The following is a 14,358-nucleotide window of genomic DNA, read 5'->3' as shown; positions in this document are numbered from 1 at the left end:
GAGCCAGCCGCTAAACGTTTTTCAAAGAAGCGAGAAAATTATGGTAACCCAACGTAAACCTAAACCAAGCAAGTACCTGACAATCCCCACTCGGCCCGTGCAAGTTGATCGCGATCGGTCTGTCGCCGGACTGCTGGAAAAGATGGAAGGCGCCGGCTTTGGCGGACGACAACTCGCGGAAGCACACCGTATCTGGCTCGACATGCTGGGCGACGCAACCACGATCACCGTCACTGCTTCAGGGGCATTGATCCCGGCGGGCATGCGTCGCCTGCTGGCTTATGTCATCAAGAACCGTTTCGTGGATGTGCTGGTGCTGTCCGGTAATGTGATTTTTCACGACCTGCACGAAACGCTCGGGCGTCATCACTTTCAGGCGCACCCAAACATGACTGACGCTGAGTTGGAAGTGGCTCAGATTAATCGCATGTGGGATTTGCTGGCGAGCGAAGAGGAGTATCACGAAGCGGAAGAGTGGGTCGGCGGGTTTGCCAGCCAGCTTGACCAGTCGCGGCCTTATTCAACCCGTGAGTTCCTCCATTTGCTCGGTCGTGAACTGGCTGAGATCGCCGCGGAAGATGGCGTGCTGACCGCGGCTTACAAATCGCGCGTGCCGGTCTTCTGTCCGGGTATCGGTGACAGCGGGATCGCCGTAGGCATTGCCGGCTCGCGCTTTGAAAAGAAGAACAACTTCACGTTCGATCTGGTTCAGGACGTGCTCGACCTGACGCAGATCTCCCTGCGCGCGCGCGTTTCGGGCCTCATCAGCCTGGGTGGCGGCATGTCGAAGAGCTTCCTAAAGCAATCGGAAATGGCGGCGCACATCTTCAAACAACAGGTGCTCGGGCACAAGTACGCGATTCAGATCGCGGCTGACTCGCCGCATCCCGGCGGCCGCTCCACCGCTGTGCTCTTTAACGAGCAGGAGATCTACGGAAAACTTGCCCGCAATGCGCTGACGGCTTACGTTAACTGCGACGCCACGATCGCTTTGCCGATCATCATCACCGCGCTTTCCCAGACGGCTGCGAAGTACATGAAGGGCCGCCGGCGACCGAACTTCACGTTTGCCGGTAAAGACCTGATGATTGACGTCCCTTAAGATTACTGATTGATTCATTGAGCCATTGAGTCATTGAATCAGTGAGGTTGGTAAGAACTTGATGAGTCAATGAATCAATGACCCGATGACTCAATCTTATGTCTGAATCGCAGTCCCTACCGATGAACTTCGGCGGTATCGCCGAAGAAGAATTTTCCAGTTTCGAAAACTCACGCGTCCTGGTTTGGCCGATTGCGTACGAAGGCACTGTGTCTTACGGCGGCGGCACGGGCAAAGGCGCCGCGGCAATCATTGACGCTTCGCGGAACATGGAGCTGTACGACGAAGAGACCGACGCTGAAGTTTACAAGCTCGGCATTCACACCCTGGATGAGTCGCCCTCAATCGATCCTCCGGAGCGAATGATGAATTCGCTTTACGATCGCGCAAAGGAACTTATTAGCAGCGACAAATTCGTCACCATGATCGGTGGCGAGCATTCGGTGAGCGCGCCCGTGATTCGCGCGCATGCCGAGAAGTATCCAAACCTCTCAATCCTGCAGATCGACGCGCACGCTGACTTAAGAGACACCTACGACGGCACACCCTATTCACACGCTTCCATCATGGCGCGCGTGGTCAAGGACCTTAACATTCCGGCGGTGCAGGTTGGCATCCGATCCATTTCCGTCGATGAAGCGCGCGTCCTCGATCAACTGCCGACGCGAATCTTCTGGGCCAAAGACATCGTCGGTCGCGACGATTGGTGGGATGAAGCGGTCGATGGGCTGACTGAGAACGTCTACCTCACCGTGGATATCGACGGTCTCGATCCCTCGCTGGTCTCAGCGACGGGAACGCCTGAACCGGGCGGTTTGGGTTGGTACGAGACGATTGGGCTGCTTCGCACCCTCGCGCGCAAACGCAACGTCATCGGGATGGATCTGACTGAGTATTCTTACGTCGAAGGCCAAAACGCTTCCGCGTTTCTATGCGCCAAGTTGATCTATAAGACGCTGGGGTTTGTTTTTGAAAAAGAGACTGAAAAGATCCGAAATGTTTAGAGGCAGGCTACCGCCCGCCTCGTTCCAAACCATGATGGCGGGCAATAGCCCGCCGCAAAACAGCCCTAGGACCTAAATCTCCTTCTTTTTGTAGCTCTCCTTCAAGCCTTCCTGGGCCTGTTCGTGCGCGTCGTAGACATTCGGACGGGAAAGCACGGCGCGATACTGCGTTAGAGCGTCATTTCGTTTTCCACCCAAATCCAAAGCACGACCGGCGTAAAGCAGGGACATCGTCGCCAAGCCCGGATGCCCGCCAGGAGCGCTGGCGGCAGCCATAAATTGTTTCGCCGCCCGATCGTGCTGGCCCGCCGTCATCAGCGCTTCGCCATATTTGAAGTGAATCAGATCCAGGGCCTTCCCGGCCGTCTCACGCAATGTCTTGTCGCGCAGAAGGGTTTCAAATGTCGCGAACGCTTCCGTCTCAGCCGCACTCGTCGCCGACGCCTGATTCGTTTTTCGTTCGAGCGCTGCCTGCGAAACGAGCGCCTCAGCGGTTTCCAGCTTATACAGGTAATTTCGCGGATACTTCGCGCCTAACTCACGCCCGAGCGCGACGGCATCAGTGAATCGGTTCTCGCGCTTGTACAGCATGATGAGCAACGTCTTCGCGTCTTCCTTGACCCAATTGCCTTCGCGTGCGACGCGCTCAATCGTAGCGATGCCGCGCTTCTTCGATCCGCGATGTCCCATGAAACCGACTGCGATCTTCGTCGGCAATGGCAGTGCGCCAATCGTGTAGTCGTAAAGGCCGATCGTCATTTCTGCGTCCCGGTAATTCGGGTCGAGCTTGATCACTGTTCGATGCTTATCAACCGCATCGTTGCCGTCTTTCAGCGCCGCTAGATGCCGGCGCTCAACCGTTTCTTCAAACGATGCCTTCAATCCTTCAATGGCGCCGAAGAAGTACAGCGCCTCAGTGTCATTTGGACTCTGCTTGAGGCGCGCTTCCACCATCTGACGCGCCTGACGCGTGTAAGTGCGAAACTGATCGATCAGCTTCGGATCGGCCTTGTCTTCGTTCTTCGAATAAAACGAATCGCTGTTGTAAAGCGACGCCTGCAAACGCCGCGTTTGATACAGCGCTTCAATCAGCAGCGTGTCCGCCAGAAACTGCGGACCGGCAGGATAATCCGGAAAAGCGACGGCCATCTCCTTGAAGATCTTGCGCGCGCCTTCGTAATCAAGGTTGTAGAGCGCTTCCGAGCCCGAGATGCGAAGCTCCTCGAATTTCGCGCGCTCGGCCTGGGTGAGCCAGGTCGAATTGGCGGGTTGCGCTTGCGCGACAAAAGCCAGCGTTAGAATTAGGCATACAATGTAGATGAATTTCATAGAACCTATCCTGTTTCTCAATTGAAGATTCCCGTCGCGATCTCAAACAGAGCTCCGACACCGGCGGCGGTGAACATGATTCCCTGCCAGGGCTTGTCGAAAACGCCGAGCTTTTCCTTTTGCCTCGAGACCCGGAACACCTCCGCATAGGCAATGGCTGACGCGGCGCCTTTGGAATCTGTGACGACGAAATGATCGGGAGCAAAGCCGGTGATGCGACCGTTGGCCTTTTTCCCGTCCTTTAACTTCACATTCACGCGCTTACCGAAACCCAGTTTGGTAATTTCGGCTTTGGCTGAGGCCGCGTCCGCGGCGAACGAACGTTGACTTCGATCCTGAGCCACGATCGCCACCGTGTACAGCAGGCAAAAAAGAAATACGACGATTGTAGCTGTCACTTGCTTCCCCATTTCTGTTTCGTGTCAGGACCCGGAGCGGTAGCGATGGGATCGTCCACTCAACTTGAATCATGATCCGGTCGCTACCGCTCGCGGTTCTGACACCTCCTAGGAAAAACTCTCTACGTACTTCACGCCGCTGCCGGTGTTGAAAAGCACCACTCGCTCGTTCGGTTTCACCGCGCCTTCAGCCATAAGCCTCTTTAAGGCCGGCAAGCACGCCGCGCCTTCGGGCGCGCAGAAGATTCCTTCCGCCGCGCCGATCTCTATGGTGGCGGCAATCAATTCATCGTCTGTAACCGCGAGCGCAGTCCCACCGGATGAGCGCAACGCATCAAGAATCAGAAAGTCCCCGATCGCCTTCGGCACGCGCAGGCCTGACGCAGTGGTATGCGCATTGGGAAACTCATCTGCGAAGCGCTTCCCTGCTTCGAAGGCGCGCACGATTGGGGCACACCCGGCCGCTTGCACTGTCACCATCCGCGGCCGCTTCGAATCGATCCAGCCCATCTGCTCCATCTCATCAAACGCTTTCCACATCCCGATTAATCCTGTGCCCCCGCCCGTGGGATACATGATCACGTCCGGCAACTGCCAATCGAACTGCTCGGCAAGTTCATAACCCATCGTTTTCTTGCCTTCGATTCGATAAGGCTCTTTCAAAGTCGAAACGTCGAACCAGCCTTCAGCTTCTTTCCGCCTGCCGACTTCAGCGCCACAGTCCGTGATCAAGCCATCCATCAAAGTCACGTGCGCGCCCGTCTGTTCACATTCGATCACGTTGGCGCGCGGCGTGTCCTTCGGCATGAAGATGTGCGCCTCCAGCCCTGCGCGCGCGGCGTACGCGGCCAAAGCCCCGGCCGCGTTACCCGCCGACGGGACCGCCAGTTTCTGCGCGCCTAACTCTTTAGCCATCGAAACCGCCGCCGTCATGCCACGCGCTTTGAAACTCTGTGTCGGGTTCTGGCCCTCGTCCTTGATGTAAAGCTCGTCCATGCCCAGCGATGCGCCGAGCCGCGACGCGTGCACGAGCGGCGTGAAGCCTTCGCCCAACGTGATTACGTTCTCGGACCGGTCGACCGGCAAAACCTCGCGGTAGCGCCACAGATCGGCCGCACGGTGCCTGAGACTCTCCTTTGTCAGAGACCGCCCCGCCTGCGCCAAATCGTACCGAACTAACAGAGGCTTTCCGCATTGCGTGCAAAGGTTGTGCAACCGTCGTGCCTCATGCCGCAGGCCACACGCGCCGCATTCCAGATGAGTAACATTCATGAAATTCGCAGAGTCCTTTCGCAAAAACGCCCGCGTCATGATAGCCGTTTGCAGCCGTGTCCGTCAGGTGGAGCATGGATGCTGCGCGTCGGCGTGCACTTTCCCTGCGCACCAGCTAATCTTGTCAAAACCAAATTAAAACAGGAGAAGCAAATGGCAAATCGCACTGCAGTTATTGAGACCAACAAGGGGACTATTAAATTCGAACTGCTGGAAGAGGACGCACCCAAAACGACTGAGAATTTTCGCTTGCTCGCGGAAAAGGGTTATTACGACGGCATTATTTTTCATCGTTGTATCAACGGCTTCATGATTCAAGGCGGCGATCCGACGGGTACCGGACGCGGCGGCGCGTCGGCGTGGGGCGGAAAATTCGATGATGAAATCAATCCTTCATCAGAAGTTTACAAACGCGGCTACAAAGCCGGGACGGTAGCCATGGCTAACGCCGGCCCGAACACCAACGGCTCACAGTTCTTCATCATGCACGTAGATTATCCGCTGCCGCCGAGCTATTCGATCTTTGGCCGCGTGACCGAAGGTCAGGATGTGGTGAACGCGATTGCGACTACAAAGACTGCCTCAGGCGATCGGCCGGTGGAGGAAGTGCGGATGGAGAAAGTTACGATCGAATAAGTTACTTTGTCAGTCGGCAGTTAGTTTCAATTCGAACCTCGGATTCGGGCGGTAACGAAGCGCTTGGCGGCGGCCACGGATTCTTCTAACTCAGCGCCTTGGGCCAGGCCCGCGGCGATCGCTGATGACAGCATACAGCCGGTGCCGCGGACGTTCGGCGCTTCGATCCATTCGCTGCGTAAAATGGTCTCTTGACCATTGTCATCCAAAAGGTCAACCGCTGCTCGCTCAGTTCGCTCTGACCTCTGACCTCTGATGTCTGATCTCTGCTGCACGAGGTGGCCGCCTTTGATCAGCACAGCCAGCGCGCCAAGTTCGCGGATCCGCGCGGCCGCTTGCCGCATCTCGTCTTCATCACGAATGTTCATGCCCGCAAGCTTTTCAGCTTCGGGAATGTTTGGCGTGACTACTCTCGCCAGCGGTAATAGTTCAGTCACGAACACTTCAAAAGCGTCGTCTTCCATTAACTTGCCGCCGCTCGTCGACTCAATTACCGGATCAATCAAGGGCGCGGGCAGCTTTTTCTCGCGAATGAGTTGAGCCACCGCGCGCACGACTTCGGACGTCGGGAGCATCCCGATTTTGACTGCCGCAATTGTCGTCGCCCCGATGATCGCTTCGACCTGTGCGCGCACAGAATCAGCCGACTGATGATTCGCGCCGAAGAACTCCTCGGCGTTCTGAAAAGTCACTGAGGTGATTGCGGCCACGGCGGTGCAGCCGAACGATTCAATCGTCCGGATGTCGGCGATGATTCCCGCGCCGCCGGACGGATCGAAGCCGGCGATCGTCAGCACTACAGGTTTAGATTGTTCAAGAGTCGTCATTCGCTCCGCAGCTTCCCAACGACCTCACCGATTCTGTCAGGTTCTGCAAAAAGACTGATTCCAGCAATGCCGCTCGCGCCGGCTCGCAAACACTCGCGCGCATTCGTCACCTCAACTCCACCGAGCGCCAGTACCGGAAATGGCGTCAGATGATTGGCTACACTTTCTAAGTTTCCGAGTCCGGCCGGCGGGCCGTAGTTTTCTTTCGACGATGTCGCGAACACGGGACCGAAGACGACAAAGTCGGCGCCATCTTCGTTCGCAACTTCGGCCTTGGCAAGCGAGTGCGTTGACACACCGATCAGGAAATCTTTCCCGAACGTGCGGCGGACTGTCCCAGCGTCGATTGAATGCGTCGTCAAATGAACGCCGTCAGCGCCAGCCGCCGCGGCGACGTCAGCGCGATCATTCACCAACAAACGCGTCGCCGACCCACGCGTCAGCGCCACGCTCTGCTGAGTCAACTCAAACAGAACACGCGCCGTCAGACGCTTTTCTCTCAGTTGAATTAGTTCGAGGCCGGCAGCAACCGCCGCGGACACTTGGGCGAGGATTTGCCTGAACTCAGGACTCCGGGGCGTCGTCGCTTCCGTGCTTGCGCCGCGGGTAATCAGATAAAGGATCGGTTTGGACAGGTCGAATCTCATTGGGTGCGACGGCTTGTGACCGCGGTTGGGGCGAGCTTTCCACAATAGGACCGCCGCCGTCCAGCGCGTGCACGGTCTTGCGAAAGTGAAACAGCTCCCCAAGTCCCATCGCGATGTTCAATAGTCCGATGCCCGTGACGGTCCCACGCACCCACCCCGAAGAGACGAAACGCTGTAGGCCGTAACCGGTCTTACGCGCGGCCAGCAGCAGAAAATAGTTGTTGCCCCAGTCGCTCAGACCCCACCAGCCGTGCGGCACCCAGGGCAGAACGGTGAGCACAATGCCGATCTCAAGGCATAAGATTATGTAGAAAACTACCGTGAGTCTTGATGACATCGTTTGAGACTGGAGCGCCAGCGTCCTCGCTTGCATGCGCGGTAAGGTCAGTACCATCTGCGTGAGCAGATGGAATGAAGACTCAATTCGCATTTCGAGTCTTTAACTCAAGTGCTTACGCGGATGTATGGACTTCGCTTGAGCAACCGACACGGTTGCGCTCCAGTCGTATGATGCCGAATAAATGCAGGAAAGAGAAATGCTCAGTTGACCAGGTGCTCTGAGTGACTGACAGGTGACGCAATCGTGCTCTTTTCGCCAAGGCGCGCCTTCAATGTCTTCAGCCGCTCTTTCACGTTCCGGTATGAAACGTTATTTCCGTAAACTTCGGTAAATGATTCCAGGGCGTGATGCAAATCGCCGGCTTGTTCATAAGCAGCCCCAATCTCGTACGTCAGCGCCATGCGCTCTTCGTCTGAGGCGTTCGCGGCGCCCAAGCCTTTCGCAAACCATTTGACGGCCACTTCGGGCGCTCCGGTCTGCACGAAACAATGTCCCAGCAGGTTGCAGCATTGCAGATAGCGCCCCGTGCCGTCTGCCGGCGACGAGAGATTCGCGGCCATCTGAAATTCTTCGAGCGCGTCTTCGAACAAATCCATGTCCTTGTACGCGAGTCCCAGGTTGTAGTGTGTTTCGTAGTCGCCATTTGTGGCCGCATCGCCTTCTTTTTCACTCGACGCGCGGTATTCTTCGAAGATTTCCGCCAAGCCTGCGTCGATGCCTATAGCCACGGGCTCGGCTTCCTTCTCTGGCGCAGCGGCTATCGGCACATTGAGTGAAATTTCAGGCTCGGGCGTCGGTGCTGTCGGCTCGATGTCGAGGTCGTTTGTGATCATCACTTCGCCGTGCTCGATAACGGGCGATGCGTTTGTCTCCGGAACTGCCCCGGTCTGAAGCTGATTGATCTGCTCGCGCCGCGAAACGATGTCCGGGTGGGCACCGCATTGCTGTTCCAGCAACTCCAATGTATCAACCGCTATGTCGACGTAGCCTTGCGCGATGTAGAAATCGACGCTTTCCAACTCCTGTCGCAGCATTGCGGCGATACGGTCTTCCTCGGCAGGCTGTTCGGTCGCCGTTTCAGACGTCGTGTTGGGCAGCTCCTGGGCAACGATGCTTTCAAAGTTAAAGCCGGTTTCGATCTCGGGGTCGGCGGGCGCCGTTGGCTCCTCTGAGACTTCGGCTACCGGGTTCCAGTCAAAAACTGTTTCGTCGCTGACAGGAACGGCCTCCTCTGAGTTCAAGACAAACTCTTCCGCTGATACCACAGGCATCTGCTCTCGCTCGACAACCATTTCGAACTTCGGCAAGGCCTCAACCACTTCTTCTTCGATGGCGCCGCCAAGTTCGTTCAGCCTGGCGACATGTTCCTGCTGGGCCGGATCCAGTCGCGTGAGTTGTGTCAGAGCGTAGCGCTCGTCTTCAGTGAGATCCTGAGTCTGTGCTGCTTCCGCCAACCGCTCGAGCGAGGCCTTAAGTCCGTCCATATCGCGCAGCCACCAGTGGGCGCGCGCCACGAGACGCAATGCCTGAACGTTGTCGGCGTCGCTGGCCAGCAGTTCGTCAATCAGCCCCAACAATTGCTGATGCTGGCGTTCGGCCAGCATCTGCTCAGTGATCTTCGCGACGACGCTCACTGCCTCAGCAATCTTGTTTTGACGCACGTACAGGCGCGCCACTTCCGTGAAGCGCAAGTACGAACCCGGCTCGCCCCCGACTAATGAGGCAATCGCACGCTCAGCTTGTTCCGGCTCTTCCGCTTCGAAATACGCGTCGGCCAATAACATCAACAGCTCGCGGTCTTCGCGGTTGCTCTTGAGTGCTTCCTCAATCAGCTCCGCAGCCTCGTCGGCGGTACCACGTGCGCTATGGGCCGCGAGCATCCCCTTGAGAGTCGCGTAATCATCGGGCTGGATGACCAAAGCCCGGCCAAAAACTTCGAGGGCTTCGTCGCAGGCTCCACGCGCGACCAGCGCCTGACCGGCTTCAGCGAAACATTCTGCCGCTTCTATTTTTGATCCCAGGTTGAGATAGCCGTCGGCCAGCTTCGTGCGAATCTGTGTGTTCTGCGGATCGAGGTCGGCAATCTTCCTGAGTGTTTCCAACGCGCTTTGCGCTGAGCCCGCGCGATTGTGGGCGTCGACAACTGCGAGATAGTGAGCGCGCGCTTCCACGATCAGATCCTGTTGCGCGTAAAGGTCGGCCAGGTCCGTAGCGATCTCGATGTCGTTGGGCTGTAAACGATCGATCTTCTTGTACATCGCGATCGCTTTCAGACCGAATCCCTGTTCGCGGTAATGTTCAGCGATGCGACGGAAACAGGTTATCGCTTCCGCTGTGTTGCCGACGCGCGTATACAGATCGCCCAACATGTTGAGCGCCGTAAAGTCATCCGCATCAACGGCAACGATCTGGCAGTATTCTTTTATCGCAGCCGCGATCTTTCCCGATTCGAGATACTTCTCGGCTGTGCGCAGAGTCTTTGCTTTATCAAGAACCATTTGAACCCGAGGGACTGGAAAACTATTGAGAACTGTCGTGAGGCTGGATGGCTTGAAGCGAGCCGTGAATCAAGCCGCGCGTGAACCCCTTTGCGGCACTAACTAAACTAACACTTCCTAACCGGGAGTGTCAACGATGTTTTTCACCAAAAAGCCCATAAATATTGGCGAAAAACGCACAGTTACACCACATCGGCGAAGTTCTTGCGGGTCCGCGCAAACCACCAGTAACCAAAGACAAAGACGATAAGCGCAAAGGCAGAAAAATATGCCAGCCCCGCCCAGTCGGGGGCCATACCCTCGAGCATAATGCGCCGGTAACTGCGAACCAGCGGCGTAAATGGATTGAGGTTGATGAAGGGACGGTAAGCCTCAGGCACGATCGTTTCGGGATAAATGATCGGCGTCAGGTACATCCAGGCCATCAGCACGAGACCAATTCCCTGCACGATGTCGCGAATGAAGACGCCCAGCGAAGCCAGCAGCCACGCGCCTCCGAGCATCACGAGCAGCTGCGGAATTAAGAGGATGGGCAGGTAAAGCATCGTCCAATGCAGTTCCTGACGAATCAACAGAATGCCGAGTAGCAGAGCGACCGTGCCGAACATTTGATTCGCGATGGCCGCCACCGTTTGTGAGACCGGCAAAGTCTCAAGCGGGAAGACAACTCTTTTGACCAGATTCGCGCGATTAACCACCGCAGTCGCCGACATGTTGAGGGCTTCCTGAAAAGCATTCCAGGGCAAGAGACCACAGAAAAGGTACAGCGCGAAATCCCATTGCGAATCGCTGGCGTTGAATTTGGCTTTGAAGACTCCCGCGAACAGGAGAGTGAAGATCGCAATCATCACGATCGGCGTCAGTACTGCCCAGACGATTCCGAGGACTGATCCTTTGTAGCGCGCCGCTAACTCTCGCTTCGCGAGCGACCAAATAAGGTCGAATCGTCGAGGCAATTCCCACAGCGGTCGCCAAACGGCGCGTCGTGCAGTCTGAGCGGAAATCATTCGCGCTCATTGTAGGTTGTCAGCGAAAGGTTGTCAGGTGTGCGTCGGATCACGGAGGGGTGCGGCGCTCGTCCGGGGCACTAGCCCGACCGTTAGGGAGGGCTCATTAACTTTCATTCAGAGCCCTCCCTAACGGTCGGGCTAATGCCCCGTCTGTGGTACCTTTTTCAAAGCAATGCCAAAACCGCGCTCTTCAAGACTTTTCCCGGAAATGTCTGAGCCGAACAACACCATGGCAGGTTCGGCGACCGCTGGTCCGCTCGCGGATCGCATGCGCCCGCAGGAGTTGTCGGAGTTTGTCGGTCAGGAACATTTAGTCGGGGAAGGCCGAGTTCTGCGCCGGCTGATCGAGGGCGGTGGCACGCTGCCCTCGATGATCTTTTGGGGTCCGCCCGGCACGGGTAAGACGACGTTGGCGCGGCTGCTGGCGGATCGAACCAGCGCCAACTTTGTGGCTCTGTCCGCAGTCTTCTCTGGCGTGAAAGAGTTGCGTGGCGCCATTGCGCAGGCGCGACTCGATCGACTACGCGGCAACCGCACGATTCTTTTCATAGACGAGATTCATCGCTTCAACAAAGCGCAACAGGACGCGCTGCTGCCGGCCGTTGAAGACGGGACGGTGACGTTGATTGGGGCGACGACTGAGAATCCTTCATTCGAAGTAATCAGCGCGTTGCTGTCGCGTTCGCGCGTGCTGGTGTTAAACCCTCTAAGCGAAGAAGAGGTTGGAACGATTTTGGACCGTGCGGTTTCTGACGAAGAACGCGGACTAGCGAATCTTCATCCGCAGATTTCTGACGAATTGATTAAGCGCCTTGCGCACCTGGGCGGCGGAGATGCGCGCGTGTCGTTAGCAGCTTTGGAGGCGGCGGTTCATTCGACGAAGCCGGACAAAGACGGAACTCGCGTCATCACCAACGAGACACTAATCGAGGCTCTCGGCCGCACGCAGTTTGGTTACGATAAGGGCGGCGAAGAGCATTACAACCTCGCATCGGCACTCATTAAGTCGCTTCGTAACTCAGACGTAAACGCTTCCCTGTATTGGTTGGCCAGAATGATTGAAGGCGGCGCCGATCCCGTTTTCATCGCACGCCGTCTTTGCATTCTGGCTTCTGAAGACATCGGGCTCGCCGACCCGCAGGCCATGGTACAGGCTGCGGCCGCGGCGGACATTGTGCAGCTGATCGGCATGCCTGAAGGATTGTTTCCGTTAGCCCAAGCGACGATGTACCTCGCGCGCGCGCCCAAGTCGAATACCGTCCTGCGTGCTTATTCTGCGGCGCATGCTGACGCCGTTGAGACATCTCGCGAACCCGTGCCGTTGCATCTGCGTAATGCGGCGACGCCGCTGATGAAGCATCTTGGCTACGGCAAAGATTATCGGTACGTGCACAGCGATACGGCAGCGAAAGACGAGATGGCGTGCTTGCCGGAAAAATTGGCAGGTCGCGTGTATTTCGAAGACGGGGAAACCACAAAGGACAACGAGCAAAGAGCAAAGGGCCAAGCGCAAAGCGACAAGACCAAGAAGTCTTAGCTCTTTGCTCTTAGCCCCTCGCTCTTCAAGTTGAAATGACAACCAAGTCACCAAAGGAACTCGCTTTTCTTCACGACCTCTACGTCGCGCCGGATTGGGGCGAACGCTTCGCCGAGCTTGTCGATGCACACGTCAAGCTGCCGAAGGAAGGACGCGCGCTTTACGTCGCGGCGGGGACCGGTAGTCACGCGCTGGCTTTGAAGGAGCGCGCGGGAGAAAAGCTCCAACTCCTGTGCGTTGATGAAAGCGACGAGTGTCTCGAGTTGGCCCGCGCCAAAGGCGCCGCGATAAACGAGAAGACGGAGTTCCAGCGCGCAACGCCGTCGTCACTGCCACAGGCCGACGATCAGTTCGATTTGGTTTTGGGGAATACGTCTATGACGCGGCCGGGAGATCTGCGCGTTATCTTGTCAGAACTGGTGCGCGTCGCTGCGCCAGGCGGAACGGTCGCATTTTGGCTTCCGACGGCCGCCAGCTTCGGCGAATTCTTTTCAATTTTTTGGGAGGCTTTGCTCAATGCGGAGCTTGAAGACCACGGTGTCGATGTCGAACACATGATCACCGAGCTGCCGACTGCATCAGAGACTGAAAAGCTCGCGCAAAGCGAAGGGCTGGACGCTGTGCAGTCGTGGACGGCGGTCGAGGAGTTCGACTATGACTCAGCCGAGCAGTTTTTGAACTCGCCTTTGATGACGGATTTCCTGTTGCCGGGTTGGCTCGGTTCAGTTCCGGAAGCGGCGAAAGAACGGGTGATCGAGGAACTCGCGAGAATCATCGACGAAGAACGCCACAGCGGCGCGTTTGTCTTAAGCCTGAAAGCTACGTTAGTGGTAGGAAAAAAGGGGCGGGTCCAATAACTCTACCCATCAATCTTCTTAGCCTGCTGGGCACGCCGGCGCGCCTCGTCAAACAACGCTTCGTCGTCAACTGAATTGAGTTTGCTGCGCGAATCTGCTTCGCCTTCATCGATGCCTTCTTTGAAGGCTTTCTTGCTTTGCCCGAGCGCCTTCGCCAATTGCGGAAGCTTGGTGCCGCCGAACAGCAAAAGGATAGCCACGACCACCAGTACGACGATCCATTCAGTCCCAATCACAAACAGCAGAAGTTTCATCACGTTCTCCTTGCGCAGGTTCAGGCGCGTTATTCGCGCACGCACAACGCGCTGTGGCCGTCAGATTCGTAGAACAGGTACTTCCGCCAAACCTCGTCAGCGCGACCGATGTAGCGCATGATTTGCCGATTCACGTGCAGTGAAAACGCGCGCGGTCGCCGCAGCAGGTGCATCCCGGACTCTTCCGGCGTGCGATTGCCTTTCCGGTGATTGCAGCGTTTGCAGCACGCCACCAGATTGTCCCAGGACGATTCACCGCCGCGCGAACGCGGAGTGATGTGATCCAGAGTCAGTTCCGCCGGCGAAAACTGCTTGCCGCAATACTGGCAGCACGAATGATCGCGCAGCAGAATGTTCTTGCGCGACAGCGAGCGTCGCTCAAAAGGAATGTGCCGGTATTCGGTCAGGCGAATCACCGACGGCGCATGCATCTCGATTCTCTGCGAGTGCAGCATGTGGCCGTTGTGCTCTTCCATGCGCGCCACGCCTTTAAAGATCATGACTACCGCGCGCCGCTCAGTGCAAACATTGATCGGCTCGAACGAAGCATTCAGGACCAGGACGCGCGCGTTCATGGTAGAGGCGATATTACGCGAGCCTGTCGGAAAGTGTCAAAAAATCGTGTCAGAGACAGCGCGGAAGGCCCA

The 14,358-nt window shown here is 56.9% G+C and carries 14 protein-coding genes and 1 pseudogene; 5 read left to right on the top strand and 10 right to left on the bottom strand.

All coding sequences use genetic code 11. The features are described from left to right. Positions 1–40: 40 nt before the first annotated feature. Positions 41–1,102, top strand: a complete 1,062-nt coding sequence (locus VFX97_00305) for a deoxyhypusine synthase family protein (protein HEX5701640.1) — start codon at positions 41–43, stop codon at positions 1,100–1,102. A 98-nt stretch (positions 1,103–1,200) separates the two neighbouring features. Beyond that, positions 1,201–2,106: an agmatinase gene (gene speB / locus VFX97_00300; protein ID HEX5701639.1), complete on the top strand. Its 906-nt coding sequence runs from the start codon at positions 1,201–1,203 to the stop codon at positions 2,104–2,106. A gap of 72 nt (positions 2,107–2,178) precedes the next feature. Here the strand turns inward: speB and VFX97_00295 are convergent, their stop codons facing one another. The 3 genes from VFX97_00295 to VFX97_00285 form a co-directional block, all read right to left on the bottom strand. After that, a complete protein-coding gene (locus tag VFX97_00295) occupies positions 2,179–3,435 on the bottom strand; it encodes a hypothetical protein (GenBank protein HEX5701638.1) in 1,257 nt (418 codons plus the stop codon). Positions 3,436–3,452: 17 nt separating this feature from the next. After that, complete coding sequence (locus tag VFX97_00290; protein ID HEX5701637.1) at positions 3,453–3,833, bottom strand: hypothetical protein; 381 nt, start codon at positions 3,831–3,833, stop codon at positions 3,453–3,455. A 108-nt stretch (positions 3,834–3,941) separates the two neighbouring features. Next, complete coding sequence (locus tag VFX97_00285; protein ID HEX5701636.1) at positions 3,942–5,105, bottom strand: threonine synthase; 1,164 nt, start codon at positions 5,103–5,105, stop codon at positions 3,942–3,944. Positions 5,106–5,258: 153 nt separating this feature from the next. Between VFX97_00285 and VFX97_00280 the strand changes: the two genes are divergently transcribed. Then, a complete protein-coding gene (locus VFX97_00280; GenBank protein HEX5701635.1) occupies positions 5,259–5,741 on the top strand; it encodes a peptidylprolyl isomerase in 483 nt (160 codons plus the stop codon). Between the two features lie 26 nt (positions 5,742–5,767). Here the strand turns inward: VFX97_00280 and thiD are convergent, their stop codons facing one another. The 5 genes from thiD to VFX97_00255 all read right to left on the bottom strand — a co-directional run bounded on the left by thiD (position 5,768) and on the right by VFX97_00255 (position 11,060). Then, complete coding sequence (thiD, locus tag VFX97_00275; GenBank protein ID HEX5701634.1) at positions 5,768–6,568, bottom strand: bifunctional hydroxymethylpyrimidine kinase/phosphomethylpyrimidine kinase; 801 nt, start codon at positions 6,566–6,568, stop codon at positions 5,768–5,770. Next, a complete protein-coding gene (gene thiE, locus VFX97_00270; protein ID HEX5701633.1) occupies positions 6,565–7,215 on the bottom strand; it encodes a thiamine phosphate synthase in 651 nt (216 codons plus the stop codon). Before thiE ends, thiD begins: the two co-directional genes overlap by 4 nt. Beyond that, positions 7,133–7,552, bottom strand: a complete 420-nt coding sequence (locus VFX97_00265; protein HEX5701632.1) for a hypothetical protein — start codon at positions 7,550–7,552, stop codon at positions 7,133–7,135. Before VFX97_00265 ends, thiE begins: the two co-directional genes overlap by 83 nt. 203 nt (positions 7,553–7,755) lie before the next feature. Further along, positions 7,756–10,053: a tetratricopeptide repeat protein gene (locus VFX97_00260; protein ID HEX5701631.1), complete on the bottom strand. Its 2,298-nt coding sequence runs from the start codon at positions 10,051–10,053 to the stop codon at positions 7,756–7,758. Between the two features lie 182 nt (positions 10,054–10,235). Beyond that, positions 10,236–11,060, bottom strand: coding sequence for an ABC transporter permease (locus tag VFX97_00255; GenBank protein ID HEX5701630.1), 825 nt, complete (start codon positions 11,058–11,060; stop codon positions 10,236–10,238). 211 nt (positions 11,061–11,271) lie between these two features. On the opposite strand from VFX97_00255, the gene VFX97_00250 reads away from it, so the two are divergent. Both VFX97_00250 and VFX97_00245 read left to right on the top strand, forming a co-directional pair. Continuing rightward, positions 11,272–12,600, top strand: coding sequence for a replication-associated recombination protein A (locus VFX97_00250; GenBank protein HEX5701629.1), 1,329 nt, complete (start codon positions 11,272–11,274; stop codon positions 12,598–12,600). Between the two features lie 35 nt (positions 12,601–12,635). After that, positions 12,636–13,457 (top strand): class I SAM-dependent methyltransferase, encoded by an 822-nt coding sequence (locus VFX97_00245; protein ID HEX5701628.1) that lies wholly within the window; start codon positions 12,636–12,638, stop codon positions 13,455–13,457. 98 nt (positions 13,458–13,555) lie between these two features. Here the strand turns inward: VFX97_00245 and VFX97_00240 are convergent. Further along, positions 13,556–13,711, bottom strand: a pseudogene (locus VFX97_00240) (twin-arginine translocase TatA/TatE family subunit). Positions 13,712–13,740: 29 nt separating this feature from the next. Continuing rightward, positions 13,741–14,286 (bottom strand): HNH endonuclease, encoded by a 546-nt coding sequence (locus VFX97_00235; GenBank protein HEX5701627.1) that lies wholly within the window; start codon positions 14,284–14,286, stop codon positions 13,741–13,743. Positions 14,287–14,358 lie beyond the last annotated feature (72 nt).

This window comes from Pyrinomonadaceae bacterium (assembly GCA_036277115.1).
Classification (GTDB): Bacteria; Acidobacteriota; Blastocatellia; order Pyrinomonadales; family Pyrinomonadaceae; genus UBA11740.
This window is presented reverse-complemented; position numbering and strand designations above follow the sequence as displayed.